The 26012-nt window shown below is 48.7% G+C and carries 17 protein-coding genes; 8 read left to right on the top strand and 9 right to left on the bottom strand.

Annotated elements, in window-relative coordinates; translation table 11 throughout:
- The first annotated feature begins 349 nt into the window (after positions 1-349).
- The 6 genes from ACYVD4_RS27080 (at position 350) to ACYVD4_RS27055 (ending at position 7786) form a co-directional block, all read left to right on the top strand.
- On the top strand, positions 350-1822 hold the full coding sequence (locus tag ACYVD4_RS27080) for a phytoene desaturase family protein (RefSeq protein WP_460951009.1): 1473 nt from the start codon (positions 350-352) through the stop codon (positions 1820-1822).
- A gap of 32 nt (positions 1823-1854) precedes the next feature.
- Positions 1855-2691, top strand: coding sequence for a phytoene/squalene synthase family protein (locus ACYVD4_RS27075; protein ID WP_460951008.1), 837 nt, complete (start codon positions 1855-1857; stop codon positions 2689-2691).
- A gap of 63 nt (positions 2692-2754) precedes the next feature.
- Positions 2755-4245, top strand: coding sequence for an Asp-tRNA(Asn)/Glu-tRNA(Gln) amidotransferase subunit GatB (gatB, locus tag ACYVD4_RS27070; protein WP_460951006.1), 1491 nt, complete (start codon positions 2755-2757; stop codon positions 4243-4245).
- On the top strand, positions 4242-5378 hold the full coding sequence (locus ACYVD4_RS27065; protein WP_460951005.1) for a redoxin domain-containing protein: 1137 nt from the start codon (positions 4242-4244) through the stop codon (positions 5376-5378). Before gatB ends, ACYVD4_RS27065 begins: the two co-directional genes overlap by 4 nt.
- 130 nt (positions 5379-5508) lie before the next feature.
- On the top strand, positions 5509-6312 hold the full coding sequence (gene proC, locus ACYVD4_RS27060; protein WP_460951003.1) for a pyrroline-5-carboxylate reductase: 804 nt from the start codon (positions 5509-5511) through the stop codon (positions 6310-6312).
- Positions 6313-6358: 46 nt separating this feature from the next.
- Positions 6359-7786 (top strand): WGR domain-containing protein, encoded by a 1428-nt coding sequence (locus ACYVD4_RS27055; RefSeq protein WP_460951002.1) that lies wholly within the window; start codon positions 6359-6361, stop codon positions 7784-7786.
- 40 nt (positions 7787-7826) lie between these two features.
- Here ACYVD4_RS27055 and ACYVD4_RS27050 read toward each other — a convergent pair whose 3' ends face one another.
- The 3 genes from ACYVD4_RS27050 to ACYVD4_RS27040 form a co-directional block, all read right to left on the bottom strand.
- Positions 7827-8717 (bottom strand): glycerophosphodiester phosphodiesterase family protein, encoded by an 891-nt coding sequence (locus tag ACYVD4_RS27050; protein ID WP_460951000.1) that lies wholly within the window; start codon positions 8715-8717, stop codon positions 7827-7829.
- 162 nt (positions 8718-8879) lie between these two features.
- The gene (locus tag ACYVD4_RS27045) at positions 8880-11159 is read right to left on the bottom strand and encodes an FAD-dependent oxidoreductase (RefSeq protein ID WP_460950999.1); all 2280 of its coding nucleotides are present in this window, start codon (positions 11157-11159) and stop codon (positions 8880-8882) included.
- Complete coding sequence (locus ACYVD4_RS27040) at positions 11134-13992, bottom strand: sugar-binding domain-containing protein (protein WP_460950997.1); 2859 nt, start codon at positions 13990-13992, stop codon at positions 11134-11136. Before ACYVD4_RS27040 ends, ACYVD4_RS27045 begins: the two co-directional genes overlap by 26 nt.
- Here ACYVD4_RS27040 and ACYVD4_RS27035 point away from each other — a divergent pair.
- On the top strand, positions 13986-14213 hold the full coding sequence (locus tag ACYVD4_RS27035; protein ID WP_460950995.1) for a hypothetical protein: 228 nt from the start codon (positions 13986-13988) through the stop codon (positions 14211-14213). The genes ACYVD4_RS27040 and ACYVD4_RS27035 overlap by 7 nt on opposite strands.
- Before the next feature lie 2 nt (positions 14214-14215).
- Positions 14216-14623 (top strand): putative toxin-antitoxin system toxin component, PIN family, encoded by a 408-nt coding sequence (locus ACYVD4_RS27030; RefSeq protein ID WP_460950993.1) that lies wholly within the window; start codon positions 14216-14218, stop codon positions 14621-14623.
- Here the strand turns inward: ACYVD4_RS27030 and ACYVD4_RS27025 are convergent.
- The 6 genes from ACYVD4_RS27025 to ACYVD4_RS27000 all read right to left on the bottom strand — a co-directional run bounded on the left by ACYVD4_RS27025 (position 14579) and on the right by ACYVD4_RS27000 (position 25984).
- Positions 14579-16312, bottom strand: coding sequence for a sodium:solute symporter family protein (locus tag ACYVD4_RS27025; protein ID WP_460950991.1), 1734 nt, complete (start codon positions 16310-16312; stop codon positions 14579-14581). The two genes, ACYVD4_RS27030 and ACYVD4_RS27025, sit on opposite strands and share 45 nt — an antisense overlap.
- 3 nt (positions 16313-16315) lie before the next feature.
- Positions 16316-19300, bottom strand: a complete 2985-nt coding sequence (locus tag ACYVD4_RS27020) for a hypothetical protein (protein WP_460950990.1) — start codon at positions 19298-19300, stop codon at positions 16316-16318.
- A 3-nt stretch (positions 19301-19303) separates the two neighbouring features.
- A complete protein-coding gene (locus ACYVD4_RS27015; protein ID WP_460950988.1) occupies positions 19304-21880 on the bottom strand; it encodes a glycoside hydrolase family protein in 2577 nt (858 codons plus the stop codon).
- 34 nt (positions 21881-21914) lie between these two features.
- Entirely contained in the window at positions 21915-22886 is a 972-nt protein-coding gene (locus ACYVD4_RS27010) for an FAD:protein FMN transferase (RefSeq protein WP_460950986.1), read from the bottom strand.
- A gap of 103 nt (positions 22887-22989) precedes the next feature.
- Positions 22990-24792: an FAD-dependent oxidoreductase gene (locus tag ACYVD4_RS27005; protein WP_460950985.1), complete on the bottom strand. Its 1803-nt coding sequence runs from the start codon at positions 24790-24792 to the stop codon at positions 22990-22992.
- A 1-nt stretch (position 24793) separates the two neighbouring features.
- Positions 24794-25984, bottom strand: coding sequence for a hypothetical protein (locus ACYVD4_RS27000; protein WP_460950984.1), 1191 nt, complete (start codon positions 25982-25984; stop codon positions 24794-24796).
- Between the last annotated feature and the right edge of the window lie 28 nt (positions 25985-26012).

Here is a 26012-nt window from a genome sequence, read left to right as displayed (position 1 = left end):
CTAAGTTGTATTGATTGAGTAGTTTTTGGTTAAAAAAGAGGAAGGTTCGAAAAGTTGGAGAGATTCTCTCCAACTTTTTTCTTTTTATACTCTGGCAGTCAAGTATTTACAACCAATACGCTATATCCTTAATTTTGTATATTAAAAACACATTAAGACAATATACGAATCAAATATCTAGTAAAAAGTGCGTCTGTTTCAACAATTATAGCCCTCCTGAAGAGGTGCGTTATATACAGGTCGAAAAAAAAATCAAAAATTTTTCAGTTTTTTTTCGATAGTTTGAGCCAAACAAATTCCTTACTCAACAAATTACTAAACCACCTGCCCAATCAATCAGGCCTAACTAATGCCCCGACGTATTCTTGTTATCGGAGCCGGATTTGCCGGACTGGCCGCAGCAACCAGTCTGGCCGATAAAGGTTACGACGTTACCATTCTTGAGAAAAATAGTACTCCCGGCGGCCGTGCCCGCGTATTTCAGGCCGATGGATTTACATTCGACATGGGGCCAAGCTGGTATTGGATGCCCGACGTATTTGAGAATTACTTTGCCCGATTTGGCAAAAAGCCATCCGATTATTACCAGCTCGTTCGTCTTGACCCTTCCTATAATGTCATCTTCGGCCCCGACGAAGCCGTTGATATACCGGCGGGTTTGCCTGAACTGGAGAATCTATTTGAGCAGTTCGAAACGGGAAGCGGTGCCCAATTGCGCGAATTTCTGAAACAGGCGGCCTATAAGTATGACGTTGGCATGAACAAATTTGTGTGGAAACCCAGCCGGTCGATCACGGAGTTTCTAAGTTTGAAGTTACTCTACGACGTTACCCGCCTGGATGTGTTTCAATCGTTTGCCGTTCATGCTCGTAAATTTTTCAAGCATCCTCGCTTACTCGAAATCATCGAATTTCCGGTACTTTTTCTAGGAGCTACTCCCGAAAACACGCCAGCAATGTATAGCCTGATGAACTATGCCGAAATGGCTATGGGCACATGGTATCCGATGGGTGGCATGCACGAAATTGTGAAAGCGATGGTCAGTCTGGCCGAAGAAAAAGGGGTTAAAATCTTACTGAATCAGAACGTAACGAAAATCGACGTAGCAAAACAGCAGGTTCATCGGGTCGTGACCAATGAAGGTATTTTCGAGGCCGACGTAGTGGTAGCCGGTGCCGACTACAATCACGTAGAAACCAGCCTTGTCGACGCTACGTATCGAAACTATAGTGATACGTATTGGCAGAGCCGGGTTATGGCACCTTCGTCGCTTCTGTTTTATTTGGGCGTTAATAAACGTATTCCGCGCTTACAGCACCACAATCTGTTTTTCGACGAGAGTTTTAAGCAGCACGCTCAGGAGATTTACGAAACGCCACAGTGGCCCAGTAAACCACTGTTCTATGCATCAGCACCCTCAAAAACTGACCCTAACGTAGCACCAGAAGGATGCGAGAATTTATTTTTGCTGATTCCGGTAGCTCCCGACCTCAATGATGATGAGGCCACTCGCGAACACTATTTCAATCTATTAATGGATCGGCTTGAGGCTTATGTAGGCGAAGATATCCGCAATCATATTGTTTACAAGCGTAGTTACGCTCATCGGGACTTTAAAAGCGATTACAATGCGTTTCGGGGAAATGCCTATGGCCTAGCCAACACGTTACGTCAGACAGCACTTTTAAAGCCAGCTTTAAAGAACAAACGGGTAAACAACTTGTTTTACACCGGTCAACTCACCGTTCCCGGCCCCGGTGTACCACCCTCACTAATTTCGGGGCTGGTAGTGGCCGACGAGGTTGCCAAAGAATTTTATTAACTTACCAACTCTACCCTTACCTCTTACCAATTATGATGGCGTTGTTTAACAAAAGTGCGCTGGAATGCAGTAAACTGATTACCGAACGCTATAGTACGTCGTTTACGCTCGGCATTAAAACGCTCGACCGTAAATTTCATTTCCCCATTTACGCCATCTACGGATTTGTACGCTACGCCGACGAAATTGTGGATACTTTTCATGATTTCGACAAGAAAACGCTGCTCGAACGCTTTCGCCATGATACGTATCAGGCCATTGCAGAAGGGATCAGCATGAATCCAATTCTCCAGTCGTTTCAGCTGATTGTGAATCAATATAAAATTGAGCACGATCTGATCGAATCCTTTCTGAAAAGCATGGAAATGGATCTCTATCAGCAGGAATATGATACTGACGGCTACGACGAATATATATATGGATCGGCGGAAGTGGTTGGCCTGATGTGCTTACATGTTTTCTGCGAAGGCGACAAAGCCGAATTCAACCGTCTGCGCGAACCCGCCTGTAAGCTCGGAGCCGCTTTTCAGAAGGTAAACTTCCTCCGCGATCTAAAAAGTGATTTTGTTGACCGGGGACGCACTTATTTTCCGGGTGTCGATTTCAAAAATTTCGGTTGCGATGTTAAACAACACATCGAAGCCGATATTCAGCGTGATTTCGACGAAGCGTATATTGGCATTATGAATCTGCCGCGCGGTGCCAGAATGGGCGTTTATCTGGCCTATATGTATTACCAGACGCTTTTCAATAAAATAAAGCAGTTATCAGCCGCCCGTATTCAGCACGAACGTATCAGGGTGCCCAATCCCCAAAAAATAGCGTTGCTGGCCCAAACGTACCTAAAATATAGACTTAATGTGATTTAGGGATACGTAGCAGCCCTCCACGCCTTTTCGCTATCTTTGCAGTAAAACAATCAATTACTGAAAATGGTAGCCGAAGCCAGCCTGTCGCCAGAAGTTCTGGCACGTTATGAAGCCGTTATTGGTCTGGAAGTGCACTGCCAGTTACTGACGCAGAGTAAGATTTTTGCGGCCGATGCCAATGCATTCGGTGCGGAGCCCAATACCAACATCAGCGTTATTACGTTAGGACATCCCGGTACATTGCCTAAACTGAATCGCAAAGCGGTCGAATATGCTGTCCGGATGGGGCTGGCCTGCGGTTGCGAGATTACGCGTCATAACGTATTTGCCCGGAAAAATTATTTTTATCCTGATCTGCCAAAGGGCTATCAGTTATCGCAGGATAAAGGCCCCGTTTGTGTGGGCGGTGGTATACCTATAACCGCTAAAGACCCCGAAACAGGCCAATCATATCAGACAACTATTCAGGTTCACCACATCCATCTGGAAGAAGATGCCGGAAAAAGTATTCACGATGGCAGCGACTGGACAACGCAACTCGATTATAACCGCGCCGGTACGCCACTGATCGAGATGGTGACTGACCCCTGTCTACGTAGTGCCGATGAAGCTGGCCAATACCTGACCGAAGTACGTCGGTTGGTACGTTACCTCGACATCTGCGATGGCAACATGGAAGAAGGTTCGCTACGTTGCGACGTAAATATTTCTATTCGACCTAAAGGAGCGACACATCTCGGCACGAAGGTTGAGGTAAAAAACCTGAACTCGATTCGGAACGTAATGCGGGCTGTCGAATCAGAATTTCGCCGGCAGGTTGAACTAACCGAGACAGGTGGACGTATCGTGCAGGAAACGCGCACGTTCGATGCCTCGACAGGACAGAGCTACGCTATGCGGGAGAAAGAAACCATGAACGACTACCGCTATTTTCCAGACCCCGATCTCACTCCCGTTGTTATTTCGGATGAGTGGCTGGCCGATATTCAGGAAAATATGCCGGTGCTACCAGCCGAGTTGTATCAGAAATTTACGACTACGTATGGTTTGCCCGATTATGATGCCGCGCTGCTGACCGATGCCAAAGAACTCGCTGAATATTATGAAGCGGTGTGCTCGAAAACCGCCAATTACAAAGCGGCTTCGAACTGGGTGATGGGAACGGTAAAAGGGCATCTGAACGAAAAAACGTTACGTGACCGCAAGTTTCCGGTTTCGGCGGAGCAATTAGCAACTTTGATAACGCTGATTGACGAAGGAACCGTAAGTCAGACGGCGGCTCAGCAGATCTTTACGCTGATGATCGATGCACCCGATGCGTTGCCTGCCGAGCTGGCAAAAACACATGGATTGATTCAGAACCGCAATACCGACACACTTCAAACGTTGGTAGAAGAAGTACTGGCGGCCTGGCCCGATAAAGTTGAACAGTACCGCAAAGGCAAGAAAAATTTGCTGGGTTTATTTATGGGCGAGGTCATGAAAAAATCGAAAGGTTCGGCCGACCCTAAACTGGTTAATGAATTATTAGCGAAGACACTACAAAAACAATGAAGAACGTAGTTTTCTCCATCCTTGGTTTGCTAGCCGTGGGGTCTGTGGCCAACGCACAAGCCACGAAGCCTTTTACTGTAACGGGTAAAATTAAAAATGCAGCGCCCGGCAGTTATGTGTATCTGGAAGCTAATACCCAACCGACGCGCAAGCTGGACTCGGCCAAAGTTGAAGCGGGTAACGCCTTTACGCTCAAAAGCAACGTAGCTGATGGTGGCGAAGTGTTTGTGTTGAACGTTGGCGGTGGGCAAAAACTGGCTTTGCTGGTTGAAGGTGGCGAAACGCTTAACGTAACAGCCGATGGCTATCGGATGGATGCTAAAACCGGGCAGACGGGCAAGTCGTTAGTTTCGGGTTCTAAAAACATGGACTATTACGAAAAGCTGAATGCGCTACGTAACGACATGGAGGCCAAGGTCCAGAACTGGAACAAGCAAATGGCCACGGCGACGGAGAAAAAAGACAATAAAAAAGCCGCCCAGATTGAGCAGGAATATCAGGCTGCCGAGCAGGATATTGTGACGAAAGTAAAAGCGTTGCTGCCAGAAATGGGGACGTCGCTGGTGTCTTTGTTTGCCTTGAATTTTATTAACATCGACAACGATTTCGCTACGTATGATGCACTGGCAACTCGTTTCGAGAAAGAAAATCCGAACAGTCCACACGCAAAATCGTTGATTGGCCGGGTGGCACGGATCAAAGGTGTAGCGGTTGGCGCACAGGCTCCCGAAATTTCCCTGAGCGATACAACTGGCAATGCTGTTCCCCTTTCGTCACTACGTGGTAAATACGTATTGATCGATTTCTGGGCATCGTGGTGCGGTCCTTGTCGGGCAGAAAACCCGAACGTAGTGCGGATGTACAACAAGTACAAAGACAAAGGTTTTGCTATTTACAGCGTATCGCTCGATCAGGCTAAAGCCAACTGGACCAAAGCGATACGTAACGATAACCTTACCTGGACACACGTATCGGATCTGAAGTTCTGGCAATCGGCGGCTGCACAGCAGTATGGTGTACAGGCAATTCCTGCTACGTTCCTGCTCGATAAAGAAGGAAAAATCATTGCCAAGAACCTGCGTGGCGAAGCACTCGAACAAAAATTAGAAGAAGTTCTGAAAGGTGGTCAATGAGTTAACCGCCAGTCATTAGTTTTGCAAGGTCAGGCTTACGTAGCCTGACCTTTTTCGTTTACACTTCATCGGCACTGGACAACTTTTACCGCTCTGGCGGTCTGTTTATTCACCTTTTAGTTTTCGAAAAATGAAAATTGCTATTGTTGGCTGCGGGAATATGGGAATGGCTTTTGCCAAATCGTTCATCCAATATGATCTGGTAAAAAAAGACGATCTCCTACTAATCGAAAAAAGCGCCGACCGTTCTGAATCGCTGAAAGCCGAAAAAGCGGGCGTTGTGGTCGACACAATTAGCCCGCGCGTAGGCGAGACCGATCTGATTATTTTATCGGTAAAACCGCAGGATTTCAACAGCGTACACGAAGCACTACGTAGCGTTGTTCAGCCCCATCAGGTAATCCTTTCTATTATGGCGGGTATTCCAATCAGCCAGATTCAGGAAAAACTGGCGCATCCATTAGTAGTACGTGCCATGCCTAATACGCCCGCCATGCTCGGTATGGGTATAACCGGATTTACAGCCGCTAAAGAAGTCGATTTAGCAAATCTGCGTCGGGTCGAAAATCTGATTAACGCCACCGGCCGATCAATTTTTCTTGATGATGAAGCCATGCTCGATGCCGTAACAGCACTAAGCGGCAGTGGCCCGGCCTACTTTTACTACGTAGTGAAAGCCATGATCGACGCGGGTAAACAAATGGGTTTCGATGAGGGCGTATCGGCCTTGCTCGTAAAACAAACCATGCTCGGAGCGTATCACTTAATCAATAATGCCGATAAATCGCTCGATGACCTCATTAAGGCGGTTGCGTCGAAAGGAGGCACTACCGAAGCCGCACTACGTGCCTTCGAGAGTGGGGCTTTGTCTGATACGTTGGTAGCGGGTATTAAAGCTGCTCAGACTCGGGCAACGGAGTTGTCGAAGGGGTAAAGCTAATTCACCATAACTATCATACAAACACTTAACTATCAACGAAATGAAAACGTATTATCTTGAATTTTCGGAAGATGAAACAGTGGGGAGTGCTCACAAATTTTACGAAGTTTTGGTTGAAGATACGACGGTAGTTATTACGTATGGCCGCATCGGTACCGATGGCAGTTCAAGTACGCAGACACTTTCGAACGAAGCCGAAGCAGAGAAATTTGCACTGAAAAAGATAAACGAAAAGAAACGGAAAGGCTATGTTGACGCTGTGAAAGGGCAACGCAAAAAACGCATAGCCACCCGCCGAACAATTATTAGTCAGCCATCGACGGTTAAAAATCAGGTGCCGATTGTCTGGCGATTCAAATCAGGCTCACCCGCTTTTGGCGTTTTTGTTGACGATACCAATTGCTGGGTCGGCAATGAGAATGGTATTGTCTATAAACTCAATCATGATGCCGAAGTACTGGTTCAATACCGTTTTACCGATGGAGTAAAGTGTATTGTGGGCGATGGCAACTGGATTTACGTAGGCTGCGACGATGGAAACGTGTATGACGTATCCGGCAAAACGCCCCGTCTGGCTTACGAAATCAGTGAGAAAATCGACATCTACTGGCTCGATATTCATAGTGGATTACTAGCTGTTTCAGATGCTGGTGGTCATTTAACTACGGTGAACTACGAAGATGAGGAACAATGGGCTGTAAAAACCGAAGGTGAAAGTGCCTGGATGGTACGTTGCGACGAGGTTGGCCGAATTTTCTATGGCGATTCGAAAGGGGTAAGCTGCTACTACGGCTGGGAAAGTAACACGGTTATCTGGCATCAGAAAACGGGCAGCGTGTTGTTTGGCTGGCAAATCGACAACGTTGTCTACGCTGGTACGGCCACGGGAGCTATTCATAGTTTTGGTAAAGACGGACAGCCCAAAACAGTTTTTAAAGCCGATGGAGGTGTTTTTTCCTGCGCAGCTTCACCCGATGGACGCTACGTATTTGCGGGCGATAGTAGTTCGTCACTCTATTGTTTCAACGAAACGGGCCAACGGCTCTGGAAGCTGGCAACAGGTTGCGGATCGGCCTATTCGATGCAATACCTGAATGAAAAACTGTACATCGTTACGACCGATGGTTCTTTTGCCTGCGTAGATGTTAGCGAACCGGCCATCGAGCAGGCAAAATCGGGTCAGACCTTTACTGTTCGTGATATCAAAGCACCGGCACCATCTTCCGACGTAGTGACCAGTACCTTACTGGAAGCAGCTCCGGCAGGCACAACTGGTGTTACGTTGAAATGTGTTCGGGAAGGTGGTAAACTGCGTGTGAAAGTGATTTCCGAAGGGTATCACGATGACTGGTACGTTCAATTCCCCAAAAATCTTCGGAAAGAAAATCAGTCTTATCTAGTCGATTCCATCGAAGAATCAGCGCAGGGCGGTTTCTACCGAACGCTCGGCAACATTTATACGCTGTAAGTAGTGCGCACATAGCACCACAGGAAGTTCTCTTGCGGTGCTATTTTTTCATTCCATTAATAGCTTCGGCCACTTCAATTGGTCGGTCAGTTTCCAGAATCGTTGCTCCATCGGCAATAATAGCCCTGTACGCTTTGGCTCGCTCTTCTGGGCCAGTAAGTTTGTCATACGACGAAGCCGCTGAAATCATACACATAATCCCGCGACTGTTTAGCAACTGGTATAATTCTTTGTTTTCTGGCTTAACGGTTGGGCCAATGTAGGCAATCATGTTTGCCGCAGGAATACCCGCTTTTTCGTATGATTCCAGTTCAGCTTTGCTTTTGATAAACACCGAAAACATCCGGTTTTTGTTATCATCGAGATAGTACCGTGCCTGTTCGGGCGAATGAACCGTAAGCATCATAAACGCATCCGCTTTATGCTTTCGGATCAAGGCTGCTGTCATGGCAAATGGCACGTCTTTGCGATCAAGATTCAGAATCGTTTTACCTCTCGCCCACTCGATTACTTCAGTCAATGTCGGAATTTGGTGTTCTGTTACGTTACCATCTGCATCTTTAAGTCGAAGTTTTTTTAGTTCTTCCCACGTATAATCCGAAAGCTTACCCGTTCCAGTAGTAGTTCGATCTAACGTAGCGTCGTGCATGAGCACAATCACGCTGTCTTTGGTCAGGCGTGGGTCGATTTCAAAGAAAGCGGGCGTGTGTTTCAGCGTATTTTCAAACGTAGCAATCGAGTTTTCCGGAAATCCTTTCACCATGCCGCCCCGGTGCCCACTGATAATCGGCGTTTTCTTATCCGTCCATTTAAAGAAGCTATGCAGATCCTGAACCGTTTTTATAGGTAAGCGACGTATTGGCTGCGCAAAAACTACGTCAAACAGAATGATTATCAAGAACATACCCACAAAAAAGACACGTAGCACCATACAAACTTGAATTTATTAGTTGTCTTACCTGCTCTCAATCACCTGCAAGTTCGAAACTTTCACGAAGCTGTATCAAACATCACGAAAAGTTAATAAGCAAGAATGGGTGTAGGTATTTTTCAAATAGTGCCTACACCCATTTCTAAAATCAATCAGTAAAATTTACGCATAACACCGTACCTCCAGCAAAGCCGCCGGAGCTTGCCCTGTCTGGTGCTTCAAGTGTATGGTTAATTGAGTGGTTTCCAATGGCTTTTCAAATGAAATGATATTACGTGCCTGATGGTTGTCCGTTGTTTCATAAATGCGCTCCTGACGGTCGTTGCACAGGATGTATTGTTGTACACAGAACGGCGAAACGGTTTCGGGATTCAGCATAATTACCGTTTCGAGTGGGTGATCGAAATCGGCATCAAAGAACAGCTCAATACGGCTAATACGTTGTTGCTCCGGCCAACGTAGTGAAAGCGTTGGATTCGAATCTGCTACGTCGGCCACCCACGCATTTGGCTGATTCGTAGGTCGTTGAATCCCGTTCGTTACGTTGCTGGCCCCGAAAAGAGAAATTCCACCGTCAATGGTTAACGCGATGTTGTGGCCGTTCGGTCGACGGGATGGGCACCAGAACTCAAACGCTTCTACGCCAATGTCTTCCGTCGGCTCCTGCTTCCCGTAGTTCGATACCGCCGGATTCGTTTTGTTAAACACCGATAACACACCCGTTACGCGCAACTGACTGTACTGCAACTGAATGTGTTCATTCTTCAGGAACGTAACAAACATGTATTGCGGCTCATCAATCACTACGTCGAACGGCAGCCGAACGTCCTGTTTTCCTTTCCGAATCGGCAATGTCAGCGTTTGCAACGTAACGTCGGGCGTGTGATTTTTGGTTTTGCTGCTCCGGCGTAGCTCCACTGTCAACGTAGTGTCGGCATCCGACGTAACGAAAGCGGTCATCGACGGCACCGATCCTTTTGGCAATGGTAGCATCTGAGCGGCAGAATCAGCTAACAGTTCCAGCGGGCCGTCGGGTGGTAATTGCGTGAGCACAAACTCGCTCGATGACGTCAACGTAGCGTTTTGGGTTAGATCATCGGCATCCTGCAATGTCAGACCCGGAATGTGATGCCCCGTTTTTAGCAGTTCGCGTTGTAGAGACGCCATTCGTTGCGGATCGACCAGATCACGCGGTTTGAGTCCGTCGCGGGCGCAAATAGCCGCAGCCATACCCGCAGCTTGCCCCACGTGGGCGCTGGTAGCCATTACGCGCGAGGAACCAAACGCTACGTGTGACGCCGAAATAATACGTCCAGCCAGAATCAGGTTATCGACATTTCGCGAATACAGAGTGCGGTATGGAATCTGATACGTGCCTTTGCTGTGCCATTGATTACAGCCCGGTTTTTCGCTAAAAACACCATCTGCCGGATGTAAATCAATACTCCAGCCACCGAAAGCCACGGCATCAGCATGTTCGCGTTGTTCCACTACGTCCTGCTGAATGAGCATGTAATCGCCCTCGAAACGTCGACTTTCACGTTTACCGGGAATAGTGCCAACCCATTCGAGCGTCATAGTTTCGGCTTCGGGAAACTGACCCGAATTTTTGATGTGATTCCAGACGCCGTATACCACTTTCCAGAGTTCCCATTTGATGGCTTCGGTATCGTGAACCGTATCAAGCCGACCGCCGTATTCCAGCCACCAAAGCTGACAGCCGAATTCTTTGGCGTTGAACCGACGGTAACGCGGAATTTCGGTAATGTCTTTCAGGGCATAGGCTGGTGGCGTAAATTTTACCGGACGACCCACATCTTTCGAATAGAAATAGAGTGAATGTCCCAGCAACTCGCCGTATTCAGCAGTTGGCGCGAATTTCTCCCCAAACTCTTCCGACGATTCGGCACCCATCCGAAAGGCGGCACCAGCCTGAAACCCAACGATCCCATCGCCCGACGCATCGCAGAATAACGGCGCCACCAATTTATATAATGTACTGTTTTGTGAACAGAAAGCCTTCAGTCCGCTGATGGTACTCGCATCTGACTTCTCGACTTCGTAAACCGCTGTATTAAGTAGCAGCGTAATGTTGGGCTCCATCACTACTTTTTCAAGCAGAATGGTATCGAAAATCATCGGATTGCCTTCGGGATTACGATACCAGTTTTCGACCAGCAATTCGTCGATGACACCGCCTTCGCGCGCCCAGCGGTTGTTGTTACCCATGTGCGACGTAGCACCCAGCACCCACAGCCGAACTTCGGACGAGGCATTGCCACCCAAAACGGGCCTATCCTGCACAAGCACTACGCGGGCACCGGCGCGGGCGGCTGTGATGGCCGAGCAAACGCCGGACAGACCTCCGCCAACAACAATCAGATCGGCAGAGTGAGATATGGTTTTTAAGCTTCGTTTATCGGTTGCGTTGGATTTTATCATAGCGTAGACCTGTTATGCTTATGGAGAAATCGGACTGCCCCGCCTGATTCAGCGACGCAAGCCGGTATTGGTATGTTTTTTTTGTGTCTAATCCGGTGAGGATAAATCGGCCCGTTTGAGCGGTTGAAATCGGTTGTCGTTGCCACGTAGCGGAGCCTTCGGGCCGATATTCCAGTACGTAGCCTGTTGCTTTCAATGTAGGCTCAAAACTGATAACAACCTCACTACCAGCTTGAACAACACCATGTATAATTGGAGACGCTGGCCGTTGGCCACCATCGGGCGTAACACTACGTTCTTCCGACCAGTCAGAGTCGGTCCAGCTATCGGTAACGCGCTGAAACCGGAACGAATAGGGCTTGCCGTTGGTTAAATTGGGCACGAATAATGTACCGAACGTATTGGCCTGAATGGTACGGGCGTTGGCATACTGGCCGGGCTCCGAAGTGACCTGAACGCGGTAGAAATAGTCGGTTTCGGGGCTGGCGTATCCGATGTAAAAACCACCGTCGGCTGGTTCGATGTGTTGAATAATCGGCGGAGCGTATTGCAACGTATCGACCTTAATCGTCCGCACATCTGTCGATTGTGTTTCACCCGCATTGTTGATACCGACAATAGCGACCCGATACGTTTTGCCAAACGTTAACTTCGGAATATCAATAAAATCGTTGATCGTCGTGGGCGTTTCCTGATCCAGCCCTGATTCACCGTAGCGAACTTTGTAGGTGGTTGCAGTCGGGCTTTTTTCGAAATGAACCCGAATGAGGCCGCCGTTATTCGTACCGTTGTAATAGGAACGTCCTCCGTTGGTGTAGGTGATTTTGGGGACCGCTGGTTTTTGCAAAAACAACGTAGTGTCGGCCAGAATATCTCCCGTTGGAGCCAGCAACTCAACACGCATCGCAAACGCATTGTCGGCTTGCCAGTTGACCGTATAGGTTTTAGCCGCATCGCCGGGACGTATATCAGGTAGCGGCAGTGACCCGCCCTGACCTATTTTACCCGAAGCATCCGTACGTTTCCACAACAATTTATAATTATGTAACGGATAAGCCGGCAAATCGAGAACGCCACGCGGGGTGAGCGTTACCGTAGCCGACGTAGCACTGGCGTTGAGGGCTAATGAACGTAGCGGATTATACTCTTTCCGCATTGCATAATACACCTGCTTTTTGCGCCGATACACGTCCACAATGCCCCACGCCCGGTTTTCCGAACCTTCCTTTGTTCCGTTGAACCGGCTCCGGTAATCATTGAACGTCCACAACGATCCGCCAATCAGATACGGAATGTTACGTATCGAATCGACCAGTACGTGAGCATTGAAATTGCCATCCAGATTTTCGACTAGCTGCGTAATGCCATATTCAGCATAAAAAAGCGTATGGTTCGGGTGCTTTTCGTGTTGCTGGCGCGTAGTTGGCCCCAGATTCTGTCCGTAGCGGTTTACCAGACCTATATCTCCCGAATCAACAATATCGGGCGAGTACTGACCGGTATGACTCACCGACGATACGTAACGGGTGCTATCTAACGTCTTGGCATACGGTATCGCTTTGGCTACGTACGGAATTGATTTCGGGAAATAGCCGATTTCATTCCCGACACTCCACATGATTACACTTGGGTGGTTATACTGATTGGTAATCAGTCGGGTAAGCCATTCTTTCGACGTAGCACTGGCCGGATCGGCAAATCGGTCGAAACCCCAAAGCGGAATCTCGGAAATAACCAACATACCCCGTTCATCGAGGTAATCCATCACCTCTTCAGGCAGGCACAGGTGCGATAGCCGGGTCATAGTACAGCCAATTCCTTTGAGCAAATCAATGTCTTCCTTGATGCGCCAGGTTGGCAACGTATTACCCGTTGTCCGGTCGTCGGGAACCAGATTGAAACCCATCGGACGTATCACTTCGCCGTTCAGTTTCAGCGTATAGGCTTTATTATCAATCTCGATTTTGCGAAGTCCGAAGCGGTTACTCTGCTTTTCGCCTTCGCCTGCTGACCGATTAGCAAGTGTTACGTTCGATGTATACAAAAACGGATCATCGAAATGCCAGAGATGCGTTTCTTTCGGAGTTACCGTTGTTTGCACCACAACAGAAGCGGTCCCGCTGGCCGGTACGCTCATCTTAAACGGTAACGACCGGATAAAACCATTAGAGGCCGTGAGATGCACTGTTCCAGCCGCTTCATCAGCCTGATTTCCATGATTCTGAAGAAAAATCCGAACCGCTACGTTCGCCGACTTTTTAGACAAATCGACCGAAGGCGTAATATGCTGCCGAATAATACGAACGGGATTTGACACAACCAGCGAAACCGGACGACGGATACCGCCCCAGTTCCAGATGGCCCCGCGTGTGAGTGAATTGTCGGCACAAACGACCAATGTATTGAGACCATTAGCGTTCAGCAATTTCGTTACGTCGAACTCAAACGGCAGAAAACCACTGTGATTTTCGCCCAATTTCTGCCCGTTGAGCCAGACCGTGCAATCGTGATAAACGGCTTCAAAAAGCAACCGTGTTACGTTATCGCTGCTACGTCCTGATGTAGTGAACGTGCGCCGATACCAGCCTTTTCCGACGTAGTGCGCGTATTCATTCCGCAAATCCCAATTTCCGGGTACAGGCAACGAATCCCAGTTTGCTACGTTAGCATTCGGCCGAAACCAGCCTTGCTGTTCACCTACATTGGTCGGATCGGTCCGAAATGACCACGTACCATCCAGCGATGTTTTTTGGGCGAACGTAGTAACTGATACGCTCAGAAGAATGAACGTAATTTTAAGTAGATTTGTAAAAAATGAACTAGAAAATGGCAACGCAAGCGGCTTCTTCCTTAAGTAATCTGCAACAGGAGTTGCTGAAACTTTATCCGTACAACGTATCAGACGATCAGATTCAGGATATTCGGCGGTTGCTGGCCGATTATTTTGCTCGAAAAATTGACGACGAAATGAATCTGTTGTGGCAGGAAAAGAGCTGGAATGACCAGACCATTCAGGACTGGAAACAGGAACATCTTCGTTCGTCTCAAGCCTGATTATGCGGGTTGTTCTTGATATAAATGTATTGCTCATTTCGTTGCCCGTATCGTCGCCATATCGTCCAATTTCCGATGCGATACGTGCCGGAAGTTTCGAGCTTGTTGTCAGCAATGATATCCTATTTGAATACCACGAGAAATTAGCGGAGAAAACATCGCCATCTGTTGCCGACAACGTACTAAAATTGTTGTTATCGCTTGAGAATTGCATAGTACAAACGGTATATTTCGATTGGGGGTTAATGGTAAACGATCCCGACGATAACAAATATGTCGACTGTGCTTTAGCCACAAATGTTGACCATTTGGTTTCAGAGGATCGCCATTTTTCCATACTTCGCTCCATTGAATTTCCTCGATTATCAGTTATCCGAATTGATGAATTTCTCCGCCTGATTCAAGGCTGAATCAGGCGAATTGCTACGTTGGGCGGCTCGCCACGGAATCAGCGCGGCTATCAGAATCACGACTCCGATAATAGACGTAGTGGTGCCGCCCGTGTCGGCCAGCATTCCCAGACCGAATAGCATCACGGCGGTAAAGACTAGTGAGCCAGCAATTACTTTCAGACCGAAGCGGTTTTGCTGCTCAATAGCCTGTTTCTCTTCGTCGGACGTAGCGTCTGCTACGTCGTCGCGCTTTTGCTGTCGGGCTTTCTGGTACTGGTGATGCTCGTCAGCCACGAGTCCTTTCGAACGGGCGTAGAGCTCATACATCAGCAATAGCACCAGCGTGAGTCCAACGCCAATCACGGTTTCGGGGCCGCGCGATAGTTTGAAGTCAAACAGAATCGGCGAAAGCACTTTGAAGAACAGGTTCACAGCCAAACCAATACTCGTAATCCAGAGCGTAGCACGGCTGGTCAGTCGTTTGGAGAACAACGCCCAGAGCGGAGGAGCCAACAAAGGGCCGCCCGTAATCGACGAAATACTCAGCACTACTTCCACAATGCCGCCTGCTTTCGGCACTAACAGCGCAATGACAATCATGCCCAAGCCGAAGAACCACGACGAGCCACGTGCTACGCGAATCAGTTGCCGATCCGACGCCTGTGGGTTCATTAGCCCTTTGTAAATATCATTCGTAAAAACCGCCGACACTACGTTCAGTGCCGTATTAGCACTAGCCGACGTGGAGAAATACATGCCCGTCAGCATCAGGCCGAGCAAACCGGGAGGCAATACCAACTGGCAGATTTTCAGGTAGGCATTTTCAGTATCTAGCCCTGTCAATGATGGGTCGATGGCGTGGTAAATCATCGGCGGCATCATCCAGATTACCGGGCTGATCAAATACAGTCCGGCGAACAAAAAGGCAACTTTTCGCGCTGATTTGGGACTGTCGACGCTGGTGTAACGTTGTACGAACGTCCAGTTTCCGCCTATGTAGGCGATGTGATAGAAGACAAAAGCCAGTACGAAACCAAACGTATATTCACCATTCAGGACATTGAAAAAATCGTCGGGAACGGCCTTTACAAACCCACCGAAACCGCCCACTTTATCGAGCGAAAGTGGCAATAGAATAAACACCGCTGCCGACAGTACCACAAATTGCAGAATATCAGTCACCATCACGGCCCACAAACCGCCAACGGCGGTGTACGCAATCATGAAAATGCCTAAACCAATCGTAGTCGGAACAATGGGCAGATTCAGCGATGAACTAACCAGCTTGGCTACTGGATACAGCACCGATCCTTTAATGAAAACACTGACCAGCGTAAAGATGAAAATGTATGCTTTCTGCACCGTAAGGCCGAGTCGCTCGCGGATAAATTCGGCGGCCGTGAGTGCGCCCGTTGCTTTCCAGCGCGGAGCCAGATACAGGCCTGTTACGAGCGCACCAATACACATGGTCCATTGAATCGTAATAGCGACCCAGCCGTATTTATAAGCGATGCTTCCCCACGCGACGAAAGTACCGGCGGAGAAAAAGCTCATGAACAGCGACAGCCCACCAATGAACCAGGGGACGGCTTCGCCACCCGCAAAAAACGATTTCAGATTGCGTCCTGTCCGGGCAAACAGCATCCCGATTCCCAGCACAAAAGCCGAGAAAATGACAATGACGGCGGTATCGATGGTTGTATTCATGTGTTAATTCCGTAGCGTTATTGGATCGAGGGTTACGGATTTGCCATCCAGCCCGATGCCTTCCAGTTTGTACTCCAAAACCTGTTTGGGATCGTTCAGGTGGATGCTGAACTCATACGGATAACGCGTATCCTCAATCGTTTTCCACTCCTCATTGCCCAGCCGGTACCGTAGCGTTACTTGTTTCAGCGTTTTCTCGGTGGCGTCTGTGAAGATGTAAGCATCTGAAAATTGCGGCACTAGATTAAACAGCATTCCCGTTACGGTACCCAAAGTCGTCGTCGTTTCTTTCCGTGAAAAAGCCTGCTGTGGAGACGTAGCGTTTCCACCAACCGAAGCCGCTTTTTGAAGTGGTACGTCTACTTTCAAGCCGTGAATTTTCAACGCGATCAAACCCTGCGACGCTACGTTTACCGATAGTTTTCCATCAGTCATACTCCCCTCTGTGGACGTACCGTCGTTCTGATAAACTGTGAGTTTATACGTCTGGCCTTTGTTCCACGGAATCAAATCGGGTTGTAAACGTAGCGTCGACGTAACAGGTTGATTAGCGGTATTCATCAGCACTACGTAGAGGTCGTTTGCGCCAACACCGAACACATGGTTCAGGGCAATGTCACTGACCTGCATAGCGTTAGCTGGTAGCCAAAGCTTTACGTCTTTATTTCCAAATACTTCGCCCGCTTTATGGCCGTACACTTTACTACTCAGGTAGGCGTAACCCGGTGCATAGGCCGACGGGAAATTCACTTTCCCTTTCGACATCCGATAAGCATCGCTGACCAGAAAATCCATCACCAGCGCGATATGCGGCCAGACGTGGTTGAAAAAAATGAAGTTGAATTTAATGTCCCAATAATCGTGAAGCGGATAATCGGGCGATTGGTAAACGTTGGTATTCAACGTAGTAAAGTAATAGCCGGGAAAGTTGGCGTAGCGCCCAACGACGGCATTATAAGCCGCATCTCGAAACAACGTATCGTTCGATAAATGCGCCAAACGTAGCAAATCAGCCGCATGGTGAGCCAGCATAATTGGCCCATTGCCCACATACGTATGCGGCTGTTCGGGCGAGAGACCCACCAAAGACGTGCGCCAGGCGTCAATTTTCTGTTCGGGAGCCTGAATCATCGGATCGAAGCCGGGCAAGAAATCGAGACTGTTAATCTTGTACCGCTTATGTGCCTGCCCTTTCACTACACCACCTTCATTAACGGTAATAGTTGAGTTAGGAGCCATCGGATTCGAACGCAGCCAGAGCAACATCTGACGCGCGCCAGTGATCGACGCATCCAGATAACGCTGCTCGTTGGTTTCTTCGTAAAGCTCCAGCAAATCCATCCAGCGCGGGGTGAAATCGGTGTAGAACAGGGCCTCTGAATCCTTCAATCCCGCATTCGTCTGGAAATTGGTGGGATATTTACCAAGCTCCTGCTTGATGGCAGCATCCGCTTTCTGACGTGCTTTTTCCAGATCGGCGGGATTACGTAGCATTCGGTAACGCGCCAGAAAATCCTGCCACGAATCGCCACCCGTTGCTGTGTTCAGGTTCAGTTTGCGGGCGGTTCCGAAAATACGGTCGGTTTCGAGCCGGAAAGCGGATGTTCGACCGCCTGTCATATCGTGCAATCCTGACAATTCACCAATTTCAACACAAGGCCCTTTCAGGAAATGCGACGGACTTTGCAGCTTTATCGTATCCGAAATGGCATACAGGTATTTCTCCCGCGACATTACGTATTCCATCATCGGCAACGCCCGACGACGGTAAATTTCCATGCTGCCCGTACTCATGGCCACGCCCAGCGCGTGCAGTGCCGATACGTTCTTCACCGACCCCACTACATCCTGTACGTAGTCGGAAGCTTTTAACTCCTCTACCCAGCCACCATACGGCCCCATCGCGTAGTCGATCATGTTTTGGAGCGTCTGATTGAGCGAAACAGTAGCGTTCTGGCGTTCTTTTTTGTATTTAGAAATATCTCGAAAAATGAATTGCATACCCGCGTACCAGTCGCCCGGATGCAACACGTAGCGAAGCTTGAACGAATACGATTTACCGGCTGTCATCTTCGAATCGTCGCTACCCAGAATCGGAGCAAACAGCATCGGGCGGGCTTTTCCGGCCTCGTCACGTAGTACAAAGCCAAAGCGCGAATTTTTGGTAAAGGCGTAACGATACGGAATTTCCGACGGGTCAGGAGCCACGCCTTCAGTCAGGCCATTGGTGTTGACGAACGTAGCAGCCGTAAGTGCAAACGCTTCAGGAGCCAGATACGATTTATTCGGAAACCTCCGCCACGACCATGTCATCGGCTGGTATAGAAACTGCACCTGAGCCGTATCGGTAGGTGTTAATCCAGTGAAACCGAGTGAGTAATAGGCTTCCGTCTTGGGCACTAACTGCATGTCAATCACGGGCGCTTCATGACCCGATGGCAATGCGATACGTAGCGCCAGCGTACCCTGTGGCGTTTCGTTGAACGAAAACAATAACGCATTTTTCTGATCTTTCCGAACGCTTACGGCCTGATGGCGAGTGCCAGGAGCCGCTTTAAATGCATCCCGTTCAATTTCGGTTGCTGATCGTTTCCAGCCGCCAACTGGATAGCGTGTTTTTTCGGCCGCTGTATGTTGCAGATTCGGATTCTGCGTTGTGGATTGCAGTAAAATTTCCGGGCGAATGCTACGTTGCAGGTTGCCTTTTTTTACGGTCAGCACCGATTTGGTAGTTAATCGGGCCGGTACCGAAATCTGATACGTATCGTTTTGAATAGTAAGCGTTTGCTGGGCGTGAGCGACTACATTACTGAACAAAATGAACTTAATTACTAAGAATCCATAGACCACCCCCAATCGAGCGTCGACCCGGCCCCTCCTAAAACAGGAGGGGGCTAAAAAACTCCGGGCGGGAGCCTCCTCCTGTTTTAGGAGGGGCCGGGTCGACGCTCGATTGGGGGTGGTATTTCTATTTAGTTGAGTTTCCATATTTTACTGCCATTCATACGACCAGACTTCTATACCAAACGGGGCCAATTGAACGGCTGCTTTAGTAGCATCTAACGAACGATTATTGGATAGCGATTTCAGTGCTCCTTTACCGGAGCGTATTACCTCTGGCTTTAACTGGACCGTAGTATTCGTAGCCTGAGCCCGGTTGTTCAGCAGGATGACAAACAATTGTTTTTTATCAGTCGATTGCGCCAGTACGTATTCCACGTTTGGATTGTCGGGTAATACGACGCCCTCCCGAATCAATAAATCGGCGGGTTTTCCGTAGACACTTCCCGATGCGAAACCGTACGTCTGATGCGGGCCAACTTTGGGCGTAACAAATCCGCGTGGAAACACTACGTTGCCTGCCGAACGTAGCTCAGCTTCGGCCAGCAGATAATCGGTTAACCAGCCGATTTGCCACCATGCATGGTGCGGATATGGGCCAGCACCTTTGTTCATGGCGTTCCAATAGTAAGAAGCAACGCTGGTTTGCGGATCAACAAACGCATGACGCCCAACAGCCGCAGCCCGCGCCATATCGGCAAAAATCGGTTCTTTGGTCATGCCATACAGCCGAATGAACATCCCCGCATGACTAGCTAGTTGAATAGGTCCATGCCGGGTTGCCGAACCGAAAATGCCGCCATGCTCGAAACTCAAACCCGTCTGACTGATTTCCCAATCTTCGCGCTGAATACCGTTTACGGTTTTCGGCTGATGGCTGGCTATCGGGTGTGTGTAAATAGACGTAGTGTAAACTTTGGCGGCTGTTATGGCGGCCTCCTTGTATCGTGCGTCTTTGATGAGATCGTACAAATCCAAGTAAGCTTGTGCTGTCTGGCCAGTTGCGAAGTCGGGAGCGTAACGTGCATCACCACAAACGCCAAGATAACTACCGGTTGCAATAGCACTTTTAAGCATCCAATCGGCACCTTTTCGGGCCGCATCCAGATATTTCTGATCGTTCAGTAACCGATACGCCACCAACATGCCATAGAACGTTGGCCGAACATCCTGCACATCTTTGAAAAGCTCAGCATTGGTGGTATGATCAAAAGCTACGGCCCAGCTTCCATCGTTTTTTTGCCAGCTCAGGAGTCGGTCAGCGCCCAGCTTGAGCCGACGCTTTAGCTCGGTATTGTTGGGTTCAAACAGAAGCATATTGCCCACGTCGAGCATGGTGTAATACGTAACGCCAATCGGTTCCATCACATCGCCCCATTCCTCCACGAACTTTTTGGTTTTAGCCAGATAGTACTGTCCGCGAACGGCACCTTCAAAAAAACCGGGCGTAGTTTGTTGTTGAACCAGTTTGAAATTCAATGCATAAGGCAATACGTTCTGAGTCAGTAATGGGTCTTGTGTTGCGTTAGCGAGCATCCACATCGCGCCATAATCCGAGTTTTTCATGGCGTCTTTATTCGACCCAACCACGCCACCCAGATACGACTGTGCCCCTATTTTCTTACCCTCAAATTCCTCTACGTTCCAGAGCGACGTTTTGGGGTCGGTGAGGTAGTGGTGCATCTTCTGAACCCGGTCGGTCAGCGATTGCTTGTTTTGCCGAATCGCCAGCGATTCTTTAAACCGATACACATCATAAACCGCATGATTCAACGCTTTGAACCAATCGCCGTCGATCAGGCTATAGCGAAACGTATAACTTACCGTTTCGCCCGCTTTCAGATTTGATTTTGCTTCGCCCAGAACCGGATAATAGAGCGTTGGCGACAGTTGCGCCTTGCGGTTCATGTGCGACAGACCAAGCTCCCAGTCGGTCTGCGTGATCTGATCTTTTGCCCACGGATCTCGGGCGAGGCCGGGTTCGGGAATAACGGCCAGCGTAACGCCATTTTTCGCCGTCATCATCGGGCTAAGCGTACTGGCGCAACGGTCGTGGTAAACAGCCGGAATCGTTGGAATGCCGTGTCCGTAGGCGTAAGCCAGCGCGAAGTTCTTCTGGAATTTATTGCCCTGAAAATACCCCGGCACAGTAGCCCAGCTCAGTTGCGATTCGGTCAGACTGGTAAGCGTAGGGGTTGCCAGTGAGAAAAAGCCGTCCTTTGTGGGGGTAATGGTCTGCTTGACAAGTATATCCGAAGCAAATTTCGGATCGAACGACCATTCGGTACGTATCGTTGCTACGTCGGTTTGCTGCTCAAACGTAAGGCTGTTTTTGTTCGTCTGTTTACCATCTTTCGGGAAAAAATACATTGCCCGACCGGCTTTATTCAGCGAAACAGGGCTAGTGGTTTCGGCCCATTGCGCCTGCTGATAATGGTATTTTTCGCCCGGAAATAGCTGCCCTGTGATGTCGTTGAACGTAGTGTCGGGCTTATTGGATGGTTTTTCGGCGGAATATATCAGCGTGTTTTCGCCCGATGGCGCAGGCATGGCTACCCAATTGCTTCCTTTACGAACAGACACCTGCCGAATCGACCAGCCTTTCTCCGACGATTGCCAGTCTATTTTCACCTGTCCATTCGCCAGCGACAGCGTTTTCGATGATTGTGCCCAGGCCGGGAACGTAATGATTGTCAGTAAAATAAAAAGTCCTTTCGGGTACGTCATGTGTTAGATACGTCAGTCAAAACAGTTGAGTGAGCTAGTTTTCTGCCCGGATAAGATTTAATTTCTTTACGCCTTCGGTGATAAATTCCTGCAATTTCCCCTTACTATCAGTATACAGCAGGTATGCGTCCAGTTCGGGATGAGCGTTCAGAAAACGCTTCGTTTTTTCAAGGCCCATCACCATAAACGCCGTGTCGTAGGCATCGGCGGTGATGGCATCAGAAGCAAAAACCGTTACGCTCAATAGATCACTTTGCTCCATCAGGCCGGTTTTGGGGTTGATGATGTGGCTGAACGTTTGCCCATGCGCTACGTAGTGATTCCGGTAATTTCCCGCTGTTGTCATGGCCCGATTGGGCAATTTCAATCGAACGTAAAGCTGGTCGGGACGTAGCGGATTGCTGATACCAACCGTCCAGTCCTGCCCGTTGCTTTTTTGCCCTTTCGTCCGGATTTCGCCCCCAATTTCTACCATGTATTGATCAACACCTTTCGATTCTAACAGCCCGGCAATCACATCGACCGAATAGCCCTGCGCGATACCGTTTAAATCGACACGAACGTCCTTTCTTAGTTTCCTAATACCTACCACATCTAGCGTTACATACTGAAAACCAACAAACTGCAACAGCGAATCAATGTTAGCCAGCTCGGGTTGACCAACGCGTTTTGGGCCAAATCCGTAGGCTTCAACTAGTGGCAAAACTGTCGGATCAAATGCGCCTTCTGTATTCCGAAAAACCTCGTCGGCTTTCTTGAGCACCGGATAAAAATAAGGCGACCGAAACCGGTGTTCTCTGCCCCGATTGAACTCTGAAATTTCAGAATCGTTCCGGTAGAGCGACAAACATTTGTCGATGTCGTTTAACACCGAATCAACTTCCGCCTTAACGTTACGTTGCTGTTTGTCGTGGTATTTTATGTGATACGTAGTACCCTGCGCTTCTCCCGAAAAACTGATTAATGGCGTTTCGGCGGGAGTTAGGCTAAAAAAAAGAATTACCACCCCCAACCCCCTCCTAAAAAAGGAGGGGGCTAAAAACCTCCTGGCGAAAGCCCCCTCCTGTTTTAGGAGGGGCCGGGTCGACGCTCGATTGGGGGTGGTCTCTTTACGGTTTTGCCGTTGCAGGTTCATCTTTTATAATACCCATCAATTCGGGGAGGTGTGCCTGATAAACACCCCGTGGCGATGTATTGTATTTTTTCGCTACGTAAGCGGCAAAACCAACCACTTCGCCCATCATACCGCAGGTACGCATTACGCGGGTGCTGCCAAACGCTACGTGTGTAGTGCTGATGTTACGTCCGGCCATGAACAGGTTCGAGATATTTTTCGAATACAGACAACGGTACGGAATGGTGTAAGGAGCAACTTTAATGTGCTTGGTGCCAGCAAAAAACTCTTGTCCTTCGAAGTATTTGCTGTTTTTAGCGTCAGGAAAGTGTAGGTCGATGGTCCACGTAGCAGTAGCGGTTCCGTCGGGATATTGCTTGCCTTCCTGAATGTCCATCTGATTCAGAATATGATCGCCAATGATCCGGCGTGATTCGCGTTTGCCACCGATGTAGGCGACCCATGCCAGTTCGCGTTTGGCGTATTTATCTTTCTTGTTGTTTTTCAGATACGACCAGTTTCCGAAGATAGCCCGCAGGTTGTGATCGCGGATTTTCTCAGCATCGGTGATGGTATTGAAATTACCAAAACCTGTTTCCCACTCCCAATCAGCTTTGGGTTGATCTATGTGATATTCTTCTGTAAACGGCAGTGCCCATGGCGTTTCAGGAAACGATGATACGGTGTCGCGTGGTAAGGATGCCCATAGATTCGACGTACCCAGCGTAAAATCATCCGATTTTTCAGCCGCCAGCGATTCACCGGTTTCGGACTTGCTTTCGCGACCGAAACGATACTCAGCTCCTGCCAGATGTCCTAACGTACCGTCGCCGGTGCAATCAGAGAAATACGTACCCGTAAAGCGGGTTTCCTGATTAGTAGCAATGTCGCGACCAATTACGGCCACGATTTTGTCGTTTGCCTTTTCAGCCTTGTAAACGTGCGTGTTCAGAAACAACGTAATGTTACGTTCAGCTTTCACTATGTTCGTTTTGCGCGCGTCGCCATATTCTTTCGCATCGGGGTTGCCATTACCGGGGTCGCCGTTATCCATTTCACGAACGATACGTCCCAGTTTTGGATAATGGTTTTTGTCGGTATCACCCATCAAGTGCACCCGAATTTCGGAACTGTTGTTGCCGCCTAAAACGGGCCTATCCTGAATCAAAGCCACTTTCAAGCCCATGCGTGCACCCGAAATTGCGGCACACGTACCCGCAATTCCACCGCCTACAACTACTAAATCGAAATTGCCGCCCTCAACGGTTTTGCCCGTCAGATTCAGTAGTTTGTTCCGAAACGCGTTAAGGTCGTCTAATTTATTAGGCGGGGTAAACTTGGGCGCGTTGGTAAATAGAATGGCATCACAACGGCCATTGAAACCTGTCAGATCATGTAACGAAAGGGCAGCCTGCTCGTTCGTCACGTTCACTTCGCCACCGTTATACCATTTCCATTCGTCGGAGCCGCTTTCGCCAAAAACCATCGAAACTGGATTATTATCGAGCTTCACCTGAAACTTGCCTGGCCCTTTCGGAAACGGCGCCCAGTCTTTGGTACGTACCCAGAGCTGGTATTTTCCTTTCTTCGGAAATTTCACCGTCGTGGTGGCATCTTTTACGGGGCGTCCCATGCCGTGGGCCATGATGAACGATGAGCCTTGAACCACAAATGACTGCTGGTCAATAACCCATCCGCCTTTGTTTTCGAAGGATTCCGTCTCCACAAAAACGTGGTCCTGCGCCGACAGATTCAGGCACAGCAACAGGCAAAACAAGATGCTAAATGCTGTTTTCATATCACTTGTTGGTTTGCTTATCGTTAAGTTCAAATGTTTTCATATGCTGCCGAACCACCTGATTTCTAGGGTGCAGATTCGTCAGTAAGCGGTAAATGTCGGTCGGTCGTTCCGCGTTCGGGTTGCTGAGCTGTTGTGCCAGTTGCAGTTGCACTTTTTCGGTTAGTTTCGGCTGTTTGGCCAACAACTTCACCAGCATGGTCGACTGCTCCTGATTCGTTTTTGGTAATTCCTGCGTAATTGCTTCGGCGAGAACAGGACGAAACGGAATGGTATTCAGCTTTTTCAAGATCGCTATCTGAAACGGATAGCTGGTTTTCTGATACGTTTCCCAAAGCCACTGTTGCCGAGCGTCGGTTTGAAAAAAACGATCCGACAGTTTTTGCAGCGCATGTCGGGCGGTAAAGAGATTTTTCCCCTGAACAATTTTCAATACGTCGGGCGTGAAGCCAGGATAAATTTCGCCATCGGGTGTAATCGTCCGTTCCATAGCCCAGTACTGATAATCGAAGTTGGTACTGCCCAGAAACCGATGCAGCAACGTATCGTTCTGGTACGTTTCGGTGATACGTCGAATCTCGTTCACTACGTAGCCGTGAGCAATGTGCCAGAGCGTATAGCAGGTATACACGGCCCCGTCGATCACTTCATTTTTAACAGTTTTCAACGTAGCACCCGCTTTCGCATCAACGGAATCGGCCAGATTTTCGGTACCTTTTCCAACCAGATCTTCCATCGATACGTCCTTTAGCAGCGAGCTGTTGTTACGTAGTATGGCCTGTAGTTTTTCGTAGTCTTCCGGCTTAAATTCCTTATGGTCCATTTTGGTCAGCACCTTGTCCGGCGGAAAATCGTAGCGGAGGTAATTGCCCAATAGGTCCCAGTAAAAGTTGATATAAACCGGCTTGCATTCGCCCGTCAGACAGACGGGCGTAAAGATGTTTCGGAAGAAATACTCCGGCTCTCCGGCATCGTTCAATACGAGTTTGAGGGTGTACGACAACGTATCGTTCTCGCGGATATGAAACTCCCGAATTTTCGTCGGATCGTCGGGCGAACGTGAAAGAGCGAAAGAATGAAAGAGCGAAAGAGTGAAAAAAAATAGGAGTGTGAGAAATAGCGAACGTGATAATACCCCAGAGCTTGCGCGCTTCTTGTGCTTAAACCAGGTATAATCCGTTAGAAATTTCATCGTCTACATCTACTAATTTCGCTCATCC

Source organism: Spirosoma daeguense (assembly GCF_054776875.1).
The sequence above is the reverse complement of the archived record's forward strand: the minus strand, read 5'-3'. Positions and strand labels throughout refer to the sequence as shown.